The 14,568-nt window shown below is 62.8% G+C and carries 13 protein-coding genes; 4 read left to right on the plus strand and 9 right to left on the minus strand.

The window, feature by feature from the left end; all coding sequences use genetic code 11:
- Positions 1-59 precede the first annotated feature (59 nt).
- From miaA to J3P95_RS22730, 5 genes are read right to left on the minus strand one after another with little or no spacing between them, the layout of a single operon-like run.
- Entirely contained in the window at positions 60-1,031 is a 972-nt protein-coding gene (gene miaA / locus J3P95_RS22710) for a tRNA (adenosine(37)-N6)-dimethylallyltransferase MiaA (RefSeq protein ID WP_434579581.1), read from the minus strand.
- Positions 1,031-2,944, minus strand: coding sequence for a DNA mismatch repair endonuclease MutL (mutL, locus tag J3P95_RS22715; protein WP_434558877.1), 1,914 nt, complete (start codon positions 2,942-2,944; stop codon positions 1,031-1,033). The genes miaA and mutL overlap by 1 nt, the downstream gene beginning before the upstream one ends.
- A complete protein-coding gene (locus J3P95_RS22720) occupies positions 2,941-4,371 on the minus strand; it encodes an N-acetylmuramoyl-L-alanine amidase (RefSeq protein ID WP_434558879.1) in 1,431 nt (476 codons plus the stop codon). The genes mutL and J3P95_RS22720 overlap by 4 nt, the downstream gene beginning before the upstream one ends.
- Positions 4,372-4,374: 3 nt before the next feature.
- Positions 4,375-4,842: a tRNA (adenosine(37)-N6)-threonylcarbamoyltransferase complex ATPase subunit type 1 TsaE gene (tsaE, locus tag J3P95_RS22725; protein WP_434579580.1), complete on the minus strand. Its 468-nt coding sequence runs from the start codon at positions 4,840-4,842 to the stop codon at positions 4,375-4,377.
- Complete coding sequence (locus J3P95_RS22730) at positions 4,830-6,329, minus strand: NAD(P)H-hydrate dehydratase (protein ID WP_434579579.1); 1,500 nt, start codon at positions 6,327-6,329, stop codon at positions 4,830-4,832. Before J3P95_RS22730 ends, tsaE begins: the two co-directional genes overlap by 13 nt.
- Positions 6,330-6,392: 63 nt before the next feature.
- Between J3P95_RS22730 and queG the strand changes: the two genes are divergently transcribed.
- Entirely contained in the window at positions 6,393-7,472 is a 1,080-nt protein-coding gene (queG, locus tag J3P95_RS22735) for a tRNA epoxyqueuosine(34) reductase QueG (protein ID WP_434579578.1), read from the plus strand.
- Here queG and J3P95_RS22740 read toward each other — a convergent pair.
- Both J3P95_RS22740 and orn read right to left on the minus strand, forming a co-directional pair.
- Positions 7,454-8,068 carry a TRIC cation channel family protein gene (locus J3P95_RS22740; RefSeq protein WP_186615643.1) on the minus strand — a complete coding sequence of 205 codons (615 nt, stop codon included), beginning with the start codon at positions 8,066-8,068 and terminating at the stop codon, positions 7,454-7,456. The genes queG and J3P95_RS22740 overlap by 19 nt on opposite strands.
- 119 nt (positions 8,069-8,187) lie before the next feature.
- Positions 8,188-8,730, minus strand: coding sequence for an oligoribonuclease (orn, locus tag J3P95_RS22745; RefSeq protein ID WP_434579577.1), 543 nt, complete (start codon positions 8,728-8,730; stop codon positions 8,188-8,190).
- 109 nt (positions 8,731-8,839) lie between these two features.
- On the opposite strand from orn, the gene rsgA reads away from it, so the two are divergent.
- Positions 8,840-9,871 carry a small ribosomal subunit biogenesis GTPase RsgA gene (gene rsgA / locus J3P95_RS22750; protein WP_434558887.1) on the plus strand — a complete coding sequence of 344 codons (1,032 nt, stop codon included), beginning with the start codon at positions 8,840-8,842 and terminating at the stop codon, positions 9,869-9,871.
- Positions 9,872-10,090: 219 nt separating this feature from the next.
- On the opposite strand, the gene motB is transcribed toward rsgA, so the two are convergent.
- Together motB and motA are read right to left on the minus strand one after the other, a co-directional pair.
- A complete protein-coding gene (gene motB / locus J3P95_RS22755) occupies positions 10,091-11,137 on the minus strand; it encodes a flagellar motor protein MotB (RefSeq protein ID WP_434579576.1) in 1,047 nt (348 codons plus the stop codon).
- A 3-nt stretch (positions 11,138-11,140) separates the two neighbouring features.
- Complete coding sequence (gene motA / locus J3P95_RS22760; protein WP_434558891.1) at positions 11,141-11,992, minus strand: flagellar motor stator protein MotA; 852 nt, start codon at positions 11,990-11,992, stop codon at positions 11,141-11,143.
- A gap of 167 nt (positions 11,993-12,159) precedes the next feature.
- On the opposite strand from motA, the gene J3P95_RS22765 reads away from it, so the two are divergent.
- The gene (locus tag J3P95_RS22765; RefSeq protein WP_434579575.1) at positions 12,160-13,698 is read left to right on the plus strand and encodes an HDOD domain-containing protein; all 1,539 of its coding nucleotides are present in this window, start codon (positions 12,160-12,162) and stop codon (positions 13,696-13,698) included.
- A gap of 42 nt (positions 13,699-13,740) precedes the next feature.
- Positions 13,741-14,556 carry a rhodanese-like domain-containing protein gene (locus J3P95_RS22770; RefSeq protein WP_434558895.1) on the plus strand — a complete coding sequence of 272 codons (816 nt, stop codon included), beginning with the start codon at positions 13,741-13,743 and terminating at the stop codon, positions 14,554-14,556.
- Positions 14,557-14,568 lie beyond the last annotated feature (12 nt).

The following is a 14,568-nucleotide window of genomic DNA, read 5'->3' on the forward strand; positions in this document are numbered from 1 at the left end:
ATCGGAATCAGATGGCTTGGGCCGTCACACCCCCAAGGATAGACGGCAATTGCAAGGACTCAGCTCAATATGGAGATGGTCCCAAGGTATTTCAAGGCGCGTGGCAGATTGTCGCAATCAAGGCTGTCGAGCCAATGCAAGTCAGTCCAGCTGCGCAGCCAGGTGAACTGACGCTTTGCCAATTGGCGCGTGGCGATAATTCCGCGCTCGCGCATCTCGGCTGACGTCAGCTTGCCGTCCAGGTAGTCCCAGACTTGTCGATAACCTACCGCACGTATAGACGGCAACCCGGCATGCAGGTCACTTCGCTCACGCAGGGCTACGACCTCGTCTATGAATCCCTGTTCCAGCATCAATGTGAATCTTTGTTCAATTCGCCGATGCAGCACTTGCCGGTCCGCCGGAGCGATGGCCAGATTTGCGACAGTATAGGGCAATTGTTGCAGTCCCGAAGCGGCTGCTTCAGTACTTTGCGTAGATTGTCGCTGCCTGAGAGCCGTCATGCTCTGGCCGCTGACCCGATAAACCTCCAGGGCCCGGCTCAGCCGCTGCGGGTCATTGGGGTGAATACGCGCCGCCGATTCCGGGTCGATGACCGCCAATTGCTCATGGAGGGCTTGCCAGCCAAGGCGCGCGGCTTCTTCTTCGATCTGCGCGCGCACTTGCGGGTCGGCCGCCGGCATGTCCGCCAGCCCCTCGACCAGGGCCTTGTAATACAGCATGGTGCCGCCCACCAGCAGCGGGATCTTGCCCCGCGCGGTGATGTCGGCCATGGCCTGGAACGCATCGCGACGGAAATCGGCCGCCGAGTAGGCTTCGACCGGGTCCAGGATGTCGATCAGGCGATGGGGAAATTCGGCCAGCAGTTCTTTTGACGGCTTGGCGGTGCCGATATCCATGCCGCGGTAGACCAACGCCGAATCGACGCTGATCAACTCGCAGGGCAGGACTTTGGTCAGTTCAATGGCCAGGTCGGTCTTGCCAGCGGCCGTCGGCCCCATCAAGAAAATCGCGGGAGGGAGCTGGTTCATCAACGACCGCGCAAGAACAGTTTATCCAGGTCATCCAGGCCCAGCTGGGTCCAGGTCGGCCGGCCATGGTTGCATTGGCCGCTGCGTTCGGTGTTTTCCATGTCCCGCAGCAGGCCGTTCATTTCCGGCAGGGCCAAGCGCCGGTTGGCGCGGATCGCGCCGTGGCAGGCCATGGTGCCGAGCAATTCGTTCAGGTGCGCCTGGATCCGATCACTGGTGCCGTACTCCATCAGGTCCGCCAGCACGTCGCTGACCAGCCGATTGGCCTCGGCCTGCTTCAACAAGGCCGGGATCTGCCGGATCGCCAGGGTTTCCGGCCCCAGCCGCTGCAACTCGAAGCCCAGGCGCTGGAACCAGGCCACATGCTCTTCGGCGCAATCGGCTTCGCGCTGGCTGACCGCCAGGGATTCGGGCACCAACAGCGGTTGCCCGCTCAGGCCTTCGCTGGCCATGGCGATTTTCAGCCGCTCGTACATGATCCGCTCATGGGCGGCGTGCATGTCTACCAGGACCAGGCCTTGGGCATTTTCCGAAAGGATGTAAATGCCTTTGAGCTGCGCGAGGGCATAGCCCAGTGGCGGGATGTCGCCCTGGCCGTCGGGCAGCGCCGCAGCGCCGGCTTCCGGCAAGGGCTTGAAGAACTCGCGATAGGCCGCCTGTGCCTCGGCTGCCGGCACGTTCGATTGCGGGCGCGGGGTGTACTGATACTGATAGCCGCTGCCGGCACCGTTGCCGGCCGTGTTGTAGCTCGGCTGTGGCTGGGGTTGCTCCAGCAGCGCATTAGCGGCCAGGCGCATCTCGCCCTGAGGCCCGAATTCGCCAGCATCCAGCCCCGTTGGCCGGACCATGCCCGCCACTGCCGCAGGCGCCGCGAGTTGATCTTCCGGACGCACGTCGCCCAGCGCCCGGTGCAAGGTGCCGTAGAGGAAATCGTGGACCATGCGTCCATCACGGAAACGCACTTCGTGCTTGGTCGGATGGACGTTGACGTCCACCACCGAAGGGTCGACCTCGAAAAACAATACAAAAGTCGGATGCCGTCCGTTGAACAACACATCGCGATACGCCTGGCGCACCGCGTGGGCCACCAGTTTGTCGCGCACCGCACGGCCATTCACGTAGAAATACTGCAAGTCCGCCTGGCTGCGGGAGAACGTCGGCAACCCGACCCAGCCCCACAGGTGCAGGCCATTGCGCTCCACCTCGATAGGCAATGCCTGTTCCAGGAAACCCGCACCGCACACCGCGCCGACACGTCGGGCGCGGGCCGCGTCATCGTGAGCCTCGTGCAGGCTGAGGATGGTCTTGCCGTTGTGGCGCAGGTGGAACGCCACGTCAAAACGCGCCAGGGCCAGGCGCTTGATGACTTCCTGCAGGTGGTCGAATTCAGTCTTCTCGGCCTTGAGAAACTTGCGCCGGGCCGGGGTATTGAAGAACAGGTCGCGCACTTCCACCGACGTGCCCACCGGATGGGCGGCGGGCTGGACGCGAGAGGCCATGTCGCGGCCTTCGGTCTCGACCTGCCAGGCCTGCTCGGCGTCGCGGGTGCGAGAGGTGAGGGTCAGGCGCGACACGGAGCTGATGGAGGCCAGGGCCTCGCCACGAAACCCCAGGCTCATGACCCGTTCCAGGTCTTCGAGGTCGCGAATCTTGCTGGTGGCGTGGCGGGCCAGGGCCAGCGGCAAATCGTCGCAAGGAATGCCGCCACCGTCATCGCGTACCCGCAGCAACTTGACGCCGCCCTGCTCGACATCGACATCGATGCGCTTGGCCCCGGAGTCGAGGCTGTTTTCCAGCAGCTCCTTGATGACCGAGGCCGGGCGTTCGACCACCTCGCCGGCGGCAATCTGGTTCGCCAGCCTAGGACTGAGCAGTTCGATGCGGGCGGTGCTGCCGATCACTTCGTCACTCATTGCTTGGCCGCCACTTCATTGCCCGGAATGGTCAGGGTCTGGCCGATCTTGAGCTCGTCACTCTTGAGATTGTTGGCGCTGCGCAAGGTGGCGGGCGACACCTGGTAACGCACGGCAATCATGGCCAGGGTTTCGCCAGGATTGACCCGGTGATCCCGCGGGCCTTGGGCGATCTTGCCGGAGTCGCGCAGCCAGGCGATGTAGGTGCCCGGCGGCGGATTCTGCTGGAAGAACTGCCGCACGCCGCTGCTGATGGATCGGGCCAGGGCCTGCTGATGGCTCGCAGACGACAGTTTGGAGGCTTCGTTGGCGTTGGAGATGAACCCGGTCTCCACCAGGATCGACGGGATGTCCGGCGACTTGAGCACCATGAACCCAGCCTGTTCGACGCGCTGCTTGTGCAGCGGCGTGACGCGCCCGATATTGCTCAGGACCTTCTGGCCGACGTTCAGGCTGGAGGTCAACGAGGCGGTCATCGACAAGTCGAGCAACACACCCGCGAGCATCCGGTCCTTGTCGTCGAGGCTGACATTGCCCGCACCGCCAATCAGGTCGGAGCGGTTTTCGCTGTCGGCCAGCCAGCGAGCAGTCTCAGAAGTTGCGCCGCGGTCGGACAGGGCAAACACCGAGGCCCCGAATGCGGCTTTCGAAGGCGCGGCGTCGGCGTGGATCGAGACAAACAGGTCGGCGCCTTTCTTGCGGGCGATTTCCGTGCGGCCGCGCAAGGGGATGAAATAGTCGCCGGTGCGGGTCAGTTCGGCGCGAAAACCTTTCATGCCATTGATCTGGCGCTGCAATTCGCGGGCGATCGAGAGCACCACGTCTTTTTCACGCTGCCCACGCGAACCCGAGGCGCCCGGGTCCTCGCCACCGTGGCCGGCGTCGATCACGACAATGATGTCGCGCTTGCCAGCAGGCGCTGGCGGGAGCTTGAGCGCAGGCTCGGTCGGCGTCACCGGAACGGCAGGCACCGTGGCGACTTTCGTCGGTGGCGGTGGTGCTGGCGCGGCGTCCGCCGGGTTATCGAACAGATCCACCACCAACCGGTTGCCGTACTGGGCGTTAGGCGCGAGGGTGAAACTCTTGGGCGTCACGGCCTGTTTCAGGTCGATGACCACCCGCAGGTCGGTCGGCGTACGCTGGGCCGAGCGCATCGCGGTAATCGGCGTATTGGCGGTGGGCACGTTCAACGGCGCGCCGAGGGACGCCCCATTGATGTCGATCACCAGGCGATCCGGCGCGGTCAGGGTGAATACGCTGTGTTGCACCGGGCCTGTCAGGTCGAACACCAACCTTGTATTGTCCGGCGCCCGCCAAAGGCGAACGCTGTTGACCTTTGTCTCAGCCACAGCATCGACGGCCAGTGCCGTAAGCAACAGTCCTACGACAGCAACCACCGCGCGAAAGCGCATACCAAACCCCATCATCAATTAGTTTTCCAATGCCAAAGCGGCACACCACGACTCGCCACGCGAGCCCTGCGGAGACAGTTTCACCGAACGCCCGCCATTCTGCGCGCCAATGGTAATGGTCAGGTCAGGCTTTGGCAAAAAGCCTGCACCCTTGTGGGGCCATTCGATCAGGCACAAGGCGTCGTCTTCGAAATAATCACGGATGCCGAGGAACTCCAATTCTTCGGGGTCCACCAGCCGATACAGGTCGAAATGGAAGGCGCGGATGTCACCGATTTCGTAGGGCTCGACCAAGGTAAACGTCGGGCTCTTGACTGACCCGACGTGGCCGAGACCGCGGATGATGCCACGGGACAAGGTGGTTTTCCCCGCCCCGAGGTCGCCTTCAAGAAAAATCAGACCGTGGCCGGCGGTGATCTGCGCGATGCGGGCGCCCAATTGTGTCATGGCTTGTTCGTCCGCCACGTACAGGGTTACTTCAGACACGGTGAATGCTCCTCCAATAACTGACGAATGACCGGAATCAGGTCGGTCGCCACCAATCCCCGCCCCAGTTGACCGGCTTGCGCACCGGCGTTGGCGTGCAACCAGACCGCCAGGCAGGCCGCGTCGAAGCCTTCCAGGCCCTGGGCCAGCAAGGCGCCGACCACGCCGGCCAATACATCTCCCAGGCCAGCCGTGGCCATGGCCGGATGACCCTGGCGGCAAACGGCCAGGCGACCGTCCGGGCTGGCAATCAGGCTGCCGGCGCCCTTGAGGATCACGGTGGCTGTATATTTTTTGCTCAACGCATGGGCGGCGGCCGGACGATCGGCCTGCACCTGGACGGTGGAGATCCCCAGCAATCGCGCCGCCTCGCCCGGGTGTGGGGTGATGACGCAATGCCCGGGCAGGCTGACCGCGCCACTGCTCAACAGGTTCAGCGCATCGGCATCCCAAACCTGCGGCAACGGCGCATTGGCCGCCGCCGAGAGCAGGCTGCGCCCCCAAGCGGCCTGGCCCAGGCCCGGCCCGACCACCAGCACGCTGGCCTGCTTGAGTAAGCCCATCAGCTGGTTCGCCGAATGGGTGCCTTGCACCATGACTTCCGGCAAACGCGCCAGGACGCAGGTCACATGCTCGCTGCGCGTCGCCATGGAAATCATGCCCGCGCCGCAGCGCAGGGCGCTTTCGGCGCTCATCTGGATCGCGCCGCCGAAGCCCCGGTCGCCGCCGATCAACAACACATGACCGAACTTGCCTTTGTGGGAGGTGGGCGCGCGAGGCGTCAGACGTGGCAGATTGCGCGGCAGGAGCAATCGAGCATCGACCGGCGCCGATTCAACGATGTCCGGGTTCGCGTGCAAGTCATTGAAAAACAACTCGCCGACCCGGTCCGCTGCATCACCCGTGAACAGGCCGAGCTTCAGGCCGATGAAAGTCACGGTCAGGTCAGCGGTCACTGCAGTGCCCAGCACTCGACCGGTATCGGCACACAATCCCGAGGGGATATCCACAGCAGCGACCGGCAGGCCACTGACATTGATGGTATCGATGGCCCGCATATAAGGCTCGCGCACATCGCCACTCAGCCCCGTGCCGAGCAGTGCGTCGAGCAATACACCCCGCAACTCGCATTCGTCCGTCCAGGGCTCTACTGGCACACCAACCGCCACGGCTTCGGCGTGGGCATTGGCGGCATCACCAAGCAAACGCCGGGGCTCGCCCACCGCCAGCACTCGGACCGACCAGCCGGCGCGCCGGGCCAGGGTCGCGACCAGATAGCCATCGCCGGCGTTGTTGCCATGGCCGGCCAGCACGGTCAGCTCGCTGGCCTCGGGCCAACGCCGGACAATGGCTCGCCAGGTGGCACGGGCGGCGCGCTGCATCAATTCGAAGCCGCTGGTACCCGCCGCGATCAGTTGTCCGTCGAGGGCCCGGACCTGCGCGGCACTGTACAGCGCGTCGGGAAAATCATCTTTAGTCTGCGGCATGCGTCTTCGGGCTCCGATGTCTGGCAGAATTATACGCATCTCAGCTCCGGTTTCTCTCGCCTCATGCCTGCCATTCCCACCGATCTTGCCACTCTCGCCCAATCCATCAAGGACTGGGGCCGCGAGCTGGGTTTCCAGCAGGTCGGCATCAGCGGCCTGGACCTCGCCGAGCATGAACAGCACCTGCAACGCTGGCTCGAGGCCGGTTACCATGGCGAAATGGACTACATGGGCGCCCACGGCAGCAAGCGCTCGCATCCAGAAGAATTGGTGCCCGGCACCTTGCGCGTGGTGTCCCTGCGCATGGATTACCTGCCAGGCGACACGCAAATGGCGCAACGGCTTGCCCAACCGGAAAAAGCCTACGTCTCGCGTTATGCGTTGGGCCGCGATTACCACAAATTGATCCGTAAACGCGTGCAGCAACTGGCAGAAAAAATCCAGGCGGCCATTGGCCCCTTTGGCTATCGCGCGTTCGTCGATAGCGCGCCGGTGCTGGAAAAAGCCATCGCCGAACAGGCCGGGCTGGGTTGGATCGGCAAAAACACCCTGGTGCTGAACCGCAAAGCCGGCAGCTATTTCTTCCTGAGCGAACTGTTCGTCGATCTCCCGCTGCCAGTGGACCCGCCCCACGCCAGCGAACATTGCGGAAAATGTACCGCCTGCCTGGATATCTGTCCTACCAACGCATTCATCGGTCCTTACATACTGGATGCACGGCGGTGTATTTCCTACCTCACTATCGAGCTGAAAAATGCCATCCCGGAGGACCTGCGGCCGTTGATCGGCAATCGGGTGTTCGGCTGTGACGACTGCCAGATCGTCTGCCCGTGGAACCGCTTCGCCCGGCCGTCGGATGAAGGCGACTTCAAGCCCCGTCACAACCTGGACAATGCCGAACTGGCCGAGTTGTTCATGTGGGACGAGGACAAGTTCCTCAGCAGCACCGAGGGTTCGCCACTGCGCCGCGCCGGTTACGAACGCTGGCTGCGCAACCTGGCGGTGGGGCTCGGGAACGCGCCTACGACGATACCGGTAATGGAAGCGTTGAAGGCGCGACGGGGCTATCCGTCAGCCTTGGTGCAGGAACATGTGGAATGGGCGTTGCGCCAGCACGCCGAGCGTCAGACTTCGTCGTTATAGACGAACTTGGGCATTTCCCAGTGGAAGCGGATTGCCAGGAGCCGCAGCAGGAAACCGCCAAACAGCGTGATGAGGATCGACTGTTCGCTGGGCAGTTGCAGGAAGACGCATAACAAATAGCACCACGCGGCGGCAAACGAGACGCTGGCATAAAGCTCACGGCGGAAGATCAGCGGGATATCGTTGCAGAAAATGTCCCGGAGGATGCCGCCGAACACTCCTGTTATTACGCCGCTGACCGACGCCACCAACATGCCGTGCCCCATCTCCAGCGCGGTCATGCAGCCAATCAAGGTGAACGCCACCAGGCCCACGGCGTCGAGCACCAGGAACAGTGAGCGCAAGTGACGCATCCAGCGCGCCAGGAATACCGTCAGCATGGCGGCCGCGGTGGTCAGCACCAGATATTCCGGATGCTTGACCCAGGTCAGCGGGTAGTGCCCTAGCAGCACGTCCCGCACAGAGCCGCCACCCAGCGCCGTGATGCAGGCGATCAACACCACGCCGAACCAGTCCATGCCCCGTCGCCCGGCAGACAGCGCGCCGGTCATGGCTTCGGCGGTTATGGCGATCAGATACAGCATCAGCAGCATGATGGCGGTCCTTGCAGGAAGGCGCGCAGTCTAGCCAGTTTGGGCTGGCACCAAAAGAGGGCAGCGCCTACCTGTCCAACACAGATAAATCCCCTCACCACAAGAGCGCACTGCGTACCTGATCAGAACTTGATGAAATGCTTGCGGTAATGCTGCAACTCGGCAATGGACTCGCGAATGTCATCCAGGGCCAGGTGCGTGCTGCCTTTCTGGAAGCTGTCGCGGACCTCGGGGGCCCAGCGGGCGGCCAGCTCCTTGAGGGTCGAGACGTCCAGGTTGCGATAGTGGAAATAGTTTTCCAACGATTTCATGTGGGTATACAGGAAGCGCCGGTCCTGACAGATGCTGTTGCCGCAGATCGGCGATTTGCCCCTCGGCACCCATTGCTCGAGGAAGGCGATGGTCTGGGCTTCCGCCTCGGCCATGCTGATCTTGCTGTCGCGCACCCGCTGGGTCAGGCCCGAACCACCGTGCTGGCGGGTGTTCCACTCGTCCATGCCGGCCAGGATCTCATCGCTGTGATGGATAGCGATTACCGGGCCTTCGGCCAAGGTGTTGAGATCGCTGTCGGTGACGATGGTGGCCATTTCGATGATGACGTCGGTGTCCGGGTTCAGACCGGTCATTTCCAGGTCGATCCAGATGAGGTTTTGCGGGTTTTGCATGGGAAAGCTCCTCGGCGTAGCTGCGCAGTTTAGCCTAGGCAGCCCCCGGGGCGTGCTAAACTCGCCGCCGTTTTACCCTATTCGCTGCATTTCTTCATACGGAACACCCATGGCCAAACGCCAACTCAATCGTCGCCAGAACTGGCGCATCGAAAAGATCCAGGGTGAGCGCGCCGCCCGCGCCGCCAAACGCGAATCCAGCGCTGTCGAAGCCTTGGAAGGCGGCGACCTGGGCCCGGAACAGACCGGGCTGGTGATCGCGCACTTCGGTGTGCAGGTCGAGGTCGAGGCCAAGGAAGGCGAATTGGCCGGCCAGGTTTTCCGTTGCCACTTGCGCGCCAACCTGCCGGCGCTGGTGACCGGCGACCAGGTCGTCTGGCGCGCCGGCAACCAGGGCATCGGCGTAATCGTCGCGCAATTGCCGCGCCACACCGAGCTGTGCCGTCCGGACAGCCGAGGCCAACTCAAGCCGGTGGCCGCCAACGTCGACATGATCGTCATCGTGTTCGCCCCGCTGCCCGAGCCTCATGCCAACCTGATCGACCGCTACCTGGTGGCAGCCGAGCACGCCGGCATCCGTCCGTTGCTGTTGCTCAACAAGTTCGACCTGATCGACGAACACAATGCCCCGGCGCTCAATGCGCTGCTGTCGGTCTATCGGGACCTGGGTTACCCGGTGCTGGAAGTCTCGGCTCATCACGGCAATGGCATGGAGCAACTTCAGCAGCAACTGGATGGGCGCATCAGCGTGTTCGTCGGCCAGTCCGGCGTCGGCAAGTCTTCGCTGGTCAACAGCTTGCTGCCGGACGTCGAGACCCGCGTCGGGCCGTTGTCCGAGCTGTCCGGCCAAGGCACCCACACCACCACCACCGCGCGGCTGTTCCACTTCCCCGGTGGCGGTGAGTTGATCGACTCGCCGGGTATCCGTGAATTCGGCCTGGGGCATGTCAGCCGGAGCGATGTCGAGGCCGGGTTCATCGAGTTCAACGAGCTGATCGGCACCTGCCGCTTCCGTGATTGCAAGCACGACCGCGAGCCCGGTTGCGCCCTGCTCAAGGCGTTGGAAGAAGGTCGCGTGCATCAGCAGCGGATGAACAGCTACCGCTCGATCATCGCCAGCCTGCCGGAAAGCAGTTACTGAACGGCACGCAATATCAAGCCGATCACTCTTGTGGCGAGGGAGCTTGCTCCCGCTGGACTGCGAAGCAGGCCCCACAGTCTCCAGCCAGACCGAGTTGTCCGGCCTTGCGACTGCTGCGCAGCCGAGCGGGAGCAAGCTCCCTCGCCACAAAAGCAAGCAAGCCTCGAGTGAAAGGTAGCCCAACAAAAAGCCGACAATGATGTCGGCTTTTTTATTGGGTCACTGCGCTGGCGGTTCCGCCGGTTTCGGCGCGGCGTCGTCGAACAGGTTCAGGCGCTCGCGCAACTCATGGGCCTGCACCGGCTGCTGGTCCGCTGGCAGCGCGTTCGGATCAGCCGCTGCGCCAGGCGTCACGGGTGCAGTGGGCACTTCACCCGGCGCGCCTTCGCTTTGAGCTGGGTCTGGCGCCGGATCGTCGGTCTGCGAACCTTCGATGGCTTTCTGCGCCTTCTTGGTCAACACCACGATATCAATACGCCGGTTGACCGGGTTGAACGGTTCCTTGCGATCGAACAGCGCCGAGGACGCGTAACCGACGACCCGCGCCACTTGCTCGTCCGGGTAGCTGCCCGCCACCAGGGCGCGCCGCGCTGCGTTGGCCCGGTTGGCCGACAGCTCCCAGTTACCAAAGTCGCCTTTGCCGACAAAAGGCTTGGCATCGGTGTGACCGCTGATACTGATCTTGTTCGGCACCGCTTTGATGGTGTCGGCCATGGCCAGCAGGATGTCTTCGAAATACGGTTTCAGCCGCGCGCTGCCCGAGTCGAACATCGGCCGGTTATCGGCGTCCATGATCTGGATGCGCAGGCCGTTCGGGGTAATCTCGAAGAGGATTTGGTCCTTGAATTTCTGCAGTTCCGGGTTCTCTTCGACCTTGTTCTGCAATTCTTGCAGCAGCAACTCCAGGCGCTCCCGCTCGACCTGCTCGGCCATGCCTTCGGCCTCATTGGCGTCGACAGTCGCCTTGTCGGGCTGAGGCTGCGACTTGACCTCGGGGTTGAGCGTATTTTCCGGCGCGAGGACGGGCGAGCCGCCCAGATCGATGATGTACGGCGTGCCGCTCTCGGAAAAACCGACCGGATCCTTGAAGTACCCGGCGATGGCGATCTTCTGTTCCGGGGTCGCGGTGGACAGCAGCCACAGCACCAGGAAGAACGCCATCATCGCCGTCGCGAAGTCGGCAAAGGCGATTTTCCAGGCACCACCATGGTGTCCGCCGGCAATGCGTTTGATGCGCTTAACGATGATCGGCTGATTATTTTCCATTGCTTAGCGACCGCGAACCGCTTGTTCCAGCTCGGCGAAGCTTGGACGATGCGCCGGGTACAGGACCTTGCGACCGAACTCCACCGCCAGGGATGGCGGCATGCCCGAGGCGGAGGCCACGAGCGAGGCCTTGATGGCCTCGTAGACATTGAGCTCTTCCTTGGCGTCGTGGGCCAGGGAATGGGCCAGCGGGCCGAAGAAGCCATAGGCGGCCAGAATACCGAAGAACGTACCTACCAGCGCCGCACCTACGTGCAGGCCGATGGACGCCTGGTCGCCCTCTCCCAGGGACGCCATGGTCACCACGATACCCAATACCGCCGCGACGATACCGAAACCGGGCATGCCGTCGGCGATGCCGTTGACCGCGTGCGATGGATGCTCCAGATCTTCCTTGAGGCTATACAGCTCCATGTCGAACAGGCCTTCGAGCTCATGGGGCGCCATGTTGCCGGACGACATGATGCGCAGGTAATCACAGATGAACGCGGTCATGCGCTCATCCTTCAGAACGGTGGGGTACTTGGCGAAAATCGGGCTGGAGGCGGCATCTTCGATATCGCCTTCAATCGCCATCATGCCTTCACGGCGGCTTTTGTTGAGGATCTCGTAAACCAGCCCCAGCACTTCCAGGTAGAAGGTGTGGCTGAAACGCGAGCCGAACATGCTCAAGGATTTCTTGAGCACGTGCATGGTCATATAGCCAGGGTTGGCCTGCAGGAAAGCGCCAAGGGCCGCACCGCCAATGATCAATACCTCGAAAGGTTGGACCAGGGCTGCGATCTTGCCATGGGAGAGCACGTATCCGCCGAGCACGCTCGCGAACACGACAATGATGCCGATAATTTTAGCCATAGGTAGAAAGTACTTATTTAAGTCGGGTTCAAGGTCACATTCGGAAGCTGAAAAATCTCTTCTTCTACTTATCGGCGAAACTGCGCCAGACTATAGCCAGTTCTGGCGAAAAGCCAATTTTGCCCCGTTCCGGGCGTTGATACCTCATGTGAAGATCGCGTCTAGTCATGGCTAACGAAACGAAGGTTCCAACTCCGCGACCCGCCACGCTCGAAGGCTGGGTAAAGCTGCTCGAAGGCGTCCACTTGCCGGTGCCCCAGGCCAGTCATGACCTGGTCTGCAAGGCTATTGCCGACAGCCGCCGCTCGCTACGCGACATCGCCGAATTGATGCAGGGCAGCCCCGCGCTGGCCCTGAGTGTCATCCGCGAGGCTAACCATCACACCCACGGCACCCTGGCGGAACCGGCGGAAAATCTCGAAGTGGCGATCAACCGCCTGGGTCTCAAGCGCACCGAAGAGTTGCTTGCCCGCCTGCCCTCGTTGCCGGAGCATCAGATTCCTGTAGCCCTGCGCCAACTGCAATTGATCAGCCAGCACGCCACGCAGCAGGCCAACGGTTTTTTTGCCAACCGCCTGGCTCGGCTGTGGCAGGACATTCATTGGGGCAGCCTGTTGTTTCTCTCGCCGCTCTGGCCATTGGCGCTGACTCACCCGCGGCTGCTGGGTGAGTGGGAGTTGCGGGTGATCCATAAAGGCCAACCGGCCGATCAGGTCGAGCGCGAGCTGTTCGGCGTCGGCCTGTTGCAAATCTGCCTGGCGCTGGTAGAACGGTGGCGCCTGCCGGCGTGGGTGATGCAGGGCTATCGCCTGCTGCTCAACGAGCGCCGCGAACTAATAAAAGTGCTGCGCATTGCGCGCGACAGCGATCACCCGCTACGCCAGCAGAATCGGCTCGACGACGACCCAACCCTGCGGCGCTGGCTTAACCAGCCCGCCAATACCGTGTTGCTGGCCAACGGCCTGGCGCTGGCGGCGCAACAGGCTTGGGACAGCCCGTCTAGCGCTCGTTGGCAGTACCTCACAAGCCTGTATCTGCAAATGCCAATGGACGAGCTCCAGCAGCAGCTTCATCAACAAGCTGTCACCAGCGCCCGCCAAAACACCCTGCCAGACCTCTGGCATCCGGCCGTGGCGTTGATCTGGCCCTTGGGCAGCCGCCGCGTCCACCCGGGCTTGCTCCCGGCCGCGCCGCCCAGCGCCGAAGACCTGACCCAATGGCGCAAGCAATGCGCCGCGCTGTTGGTGGAACCCAGCCCCTTCAGCAATGCCATGCATCTGACGACCTCGGCCCGCAACGCTCTGGTGGCGTGCGGAATGCGCCGGGTAATGATCTTGATGGCCGACCGCAGCCAGACCAGTGTGCGCGTGCATCAGACCGCCGGCCTGCCCAAAGAGGCGGCGGCGATGAGTTTCTCCATCAGCCAGAGCAAGGTCCTGCAGCGACTGCTGGCCCAGCAGGCCCAGGTTCGCCTGAACCCGGAGAACAATGCCCAGTATTGGGCTTTGCTGCCGCCGGGCCTGCGCAGCCTGTTCAAGGGCGAGCACTTGCTGTTGCGCTCACTGACCTGCAACGGCCGGGTGATCATGCTGGTCGCGGTGGACCAGGGTGGCGGGCCGTTCTCGGACGTGACCGTACAGGCCTTCGGCAAAACCTCGCAATGCATCGAAAGGGCGCTGCATACCTTTACCAACCGTGGTCGCTGAACTTGCTACAATCCTTTCCCTTTGCGCCCCAGGAGGCCTCACATGCCTGACTTCTCTGGCTTGCCTTTGGTCATCGAGCCGAGCGAACTGCTCCCGCGCCTCGACACTCCGAACCTGATTCTGGTGGACCTGACCAGCGCCGCCCGCTACAGCACCGGGCATATTCCTGGCGCGTATTTCGTCGACCCCAAGCGCACCCAGCTTGGCCAACCCCCGGCGCCAGGCCTGTTGCCGGCCAAAGCGGACCTTGAGGCGCTGTTCGGTGAACTTGGACACACCCCCGGTGCGGTCTACGTGGTGTACGACGACGAAGGCGGCGGCTGGGCCGGACGTTTTATCTGGCTGCTGGACGTGATCGGCCACTCGAACTACCACTACCTCGATGGCGGTGTGCTGTCCTGGCTGGACGAGGGCCTGCCAGTCTCCGCTGAAGTCCCGGCGACAGTCGCGGGCTCGGTAAGCCTGACCCTGCACGAAGCCCCCACCGCTACCCGCGAATATTTGCAAAGCCGCCTGGGCGCCAGCGACCTGGCAATCTGGGATGCACGCGGCCCGCTCGAATATTCCGGCGAAAAAGTCGTTGCGGCCAGGGGCGGACACATCCCTGGAGCAGTCAACTTTGAATGGACCGCAGGCATGGACCCGGCGCGCAACCTGCGTATCCGCAAGGACATGCCACAAATACTCGAACAACTGGGCATTACGCCTGACAAAGAAGTCATCACCCACTGCCAGACTCACCACCGCTCTGGCTTCACCTATCTGGTGGCCAAGGCGCTCGGTTATCCGCGAGTCAAAGGCTATGCCGGTTCCTGGGGCGAATGGGGCAACCGCCCTGACACCCCTATCGAGCTTTGAAGATTTTTAAGG

This window comes from Pseudomonas sp. Z5-35, assembly GCF_051131945.1.
Taxonomy (GTDB): domain Bacteria; phylum Pseudomonadota; class Gammaproteobacteria; order Pseudomonadales; family Pseudomonadaceae; genus Aquipseudomonas; species Aquipseudomonas marvdashtae.

Bases quoted from the DNA above. Each gene is read 5' to 3' on its own strand.
- rsgA (WP_434558887.1), top strand. From the start codon at position 8,840: ATGGCCAAACGCCAACTCAATCGTCGCCAGAACTGGCGCATCGAAAAG.
- J3P95_RS22770 (WP_434558895.1), top strand. From the start codon at position 13,741: ATGCCTGACTTCTCTGGCTTGCCTTTGGTCATCGAGCCGAGCGAACTG.
- miaA (WP_434579581.1), bottom strand. From the start codon at position 1,031: ATGAACCAGCTCCCTCCCGCGATTTTCTTGATGGGGCCGACGGCCGCT.
- orn (WP_434579577.1), bottom strand. From the start codon at position 8,730: ATGCAAAACCCGCAAAACCTCATCTGGATCGACCTGGAAATGACCGGT.
- motB (WP_434579576.1), bottom strand. From the start codon at position 11,137: ATGGAAAATAATCAGCCGATCATCGTTAAGCGCATCAAACGCATTGCC.
- mutL (WP_434558877.1), bottom strand. From the start codon at position 2,944: ATGAGTGACGAAGTGATCGGCAGCACCGCCCGCATCGAACTGCTCAGT.
- J3P95_RS22720 (WP_434558879.1), bottom strand. From the start codon at position 4,371: ATGATGGGGTTTGGTATGCGCTTTCGCGCGGTGGTTGCTGTCGTAGGA.
- queG (WP_434579578.1), top strand. From the start codon at position 6,393: ATGCCTGCCATTCCCACCGATCTTGCCACTCTCGCCCAATCCATCAAG.
- motA (WP_434558891.1), bottom strand. From the start codon at position 11,992: ATGGCTAAAATTATCGGCATCATTGTCGTGTTCGCGAGCGTGCTCGGC.
- J3P95_RS22765 (WP_434579575.1), top strand. From the start codon at position 12,160: ATGGCTAACGAAACGAAGGTTCCAACTCCGCGACCCGCCACGCTCGAA.
- J3P95_RS22730 (WP_434579579.1), bottom strand. From the start codon at position 6,329: ATGCCGCAGACTAAAGATGATTTTCCCGACGCGCTGTACAGTGCCGCG.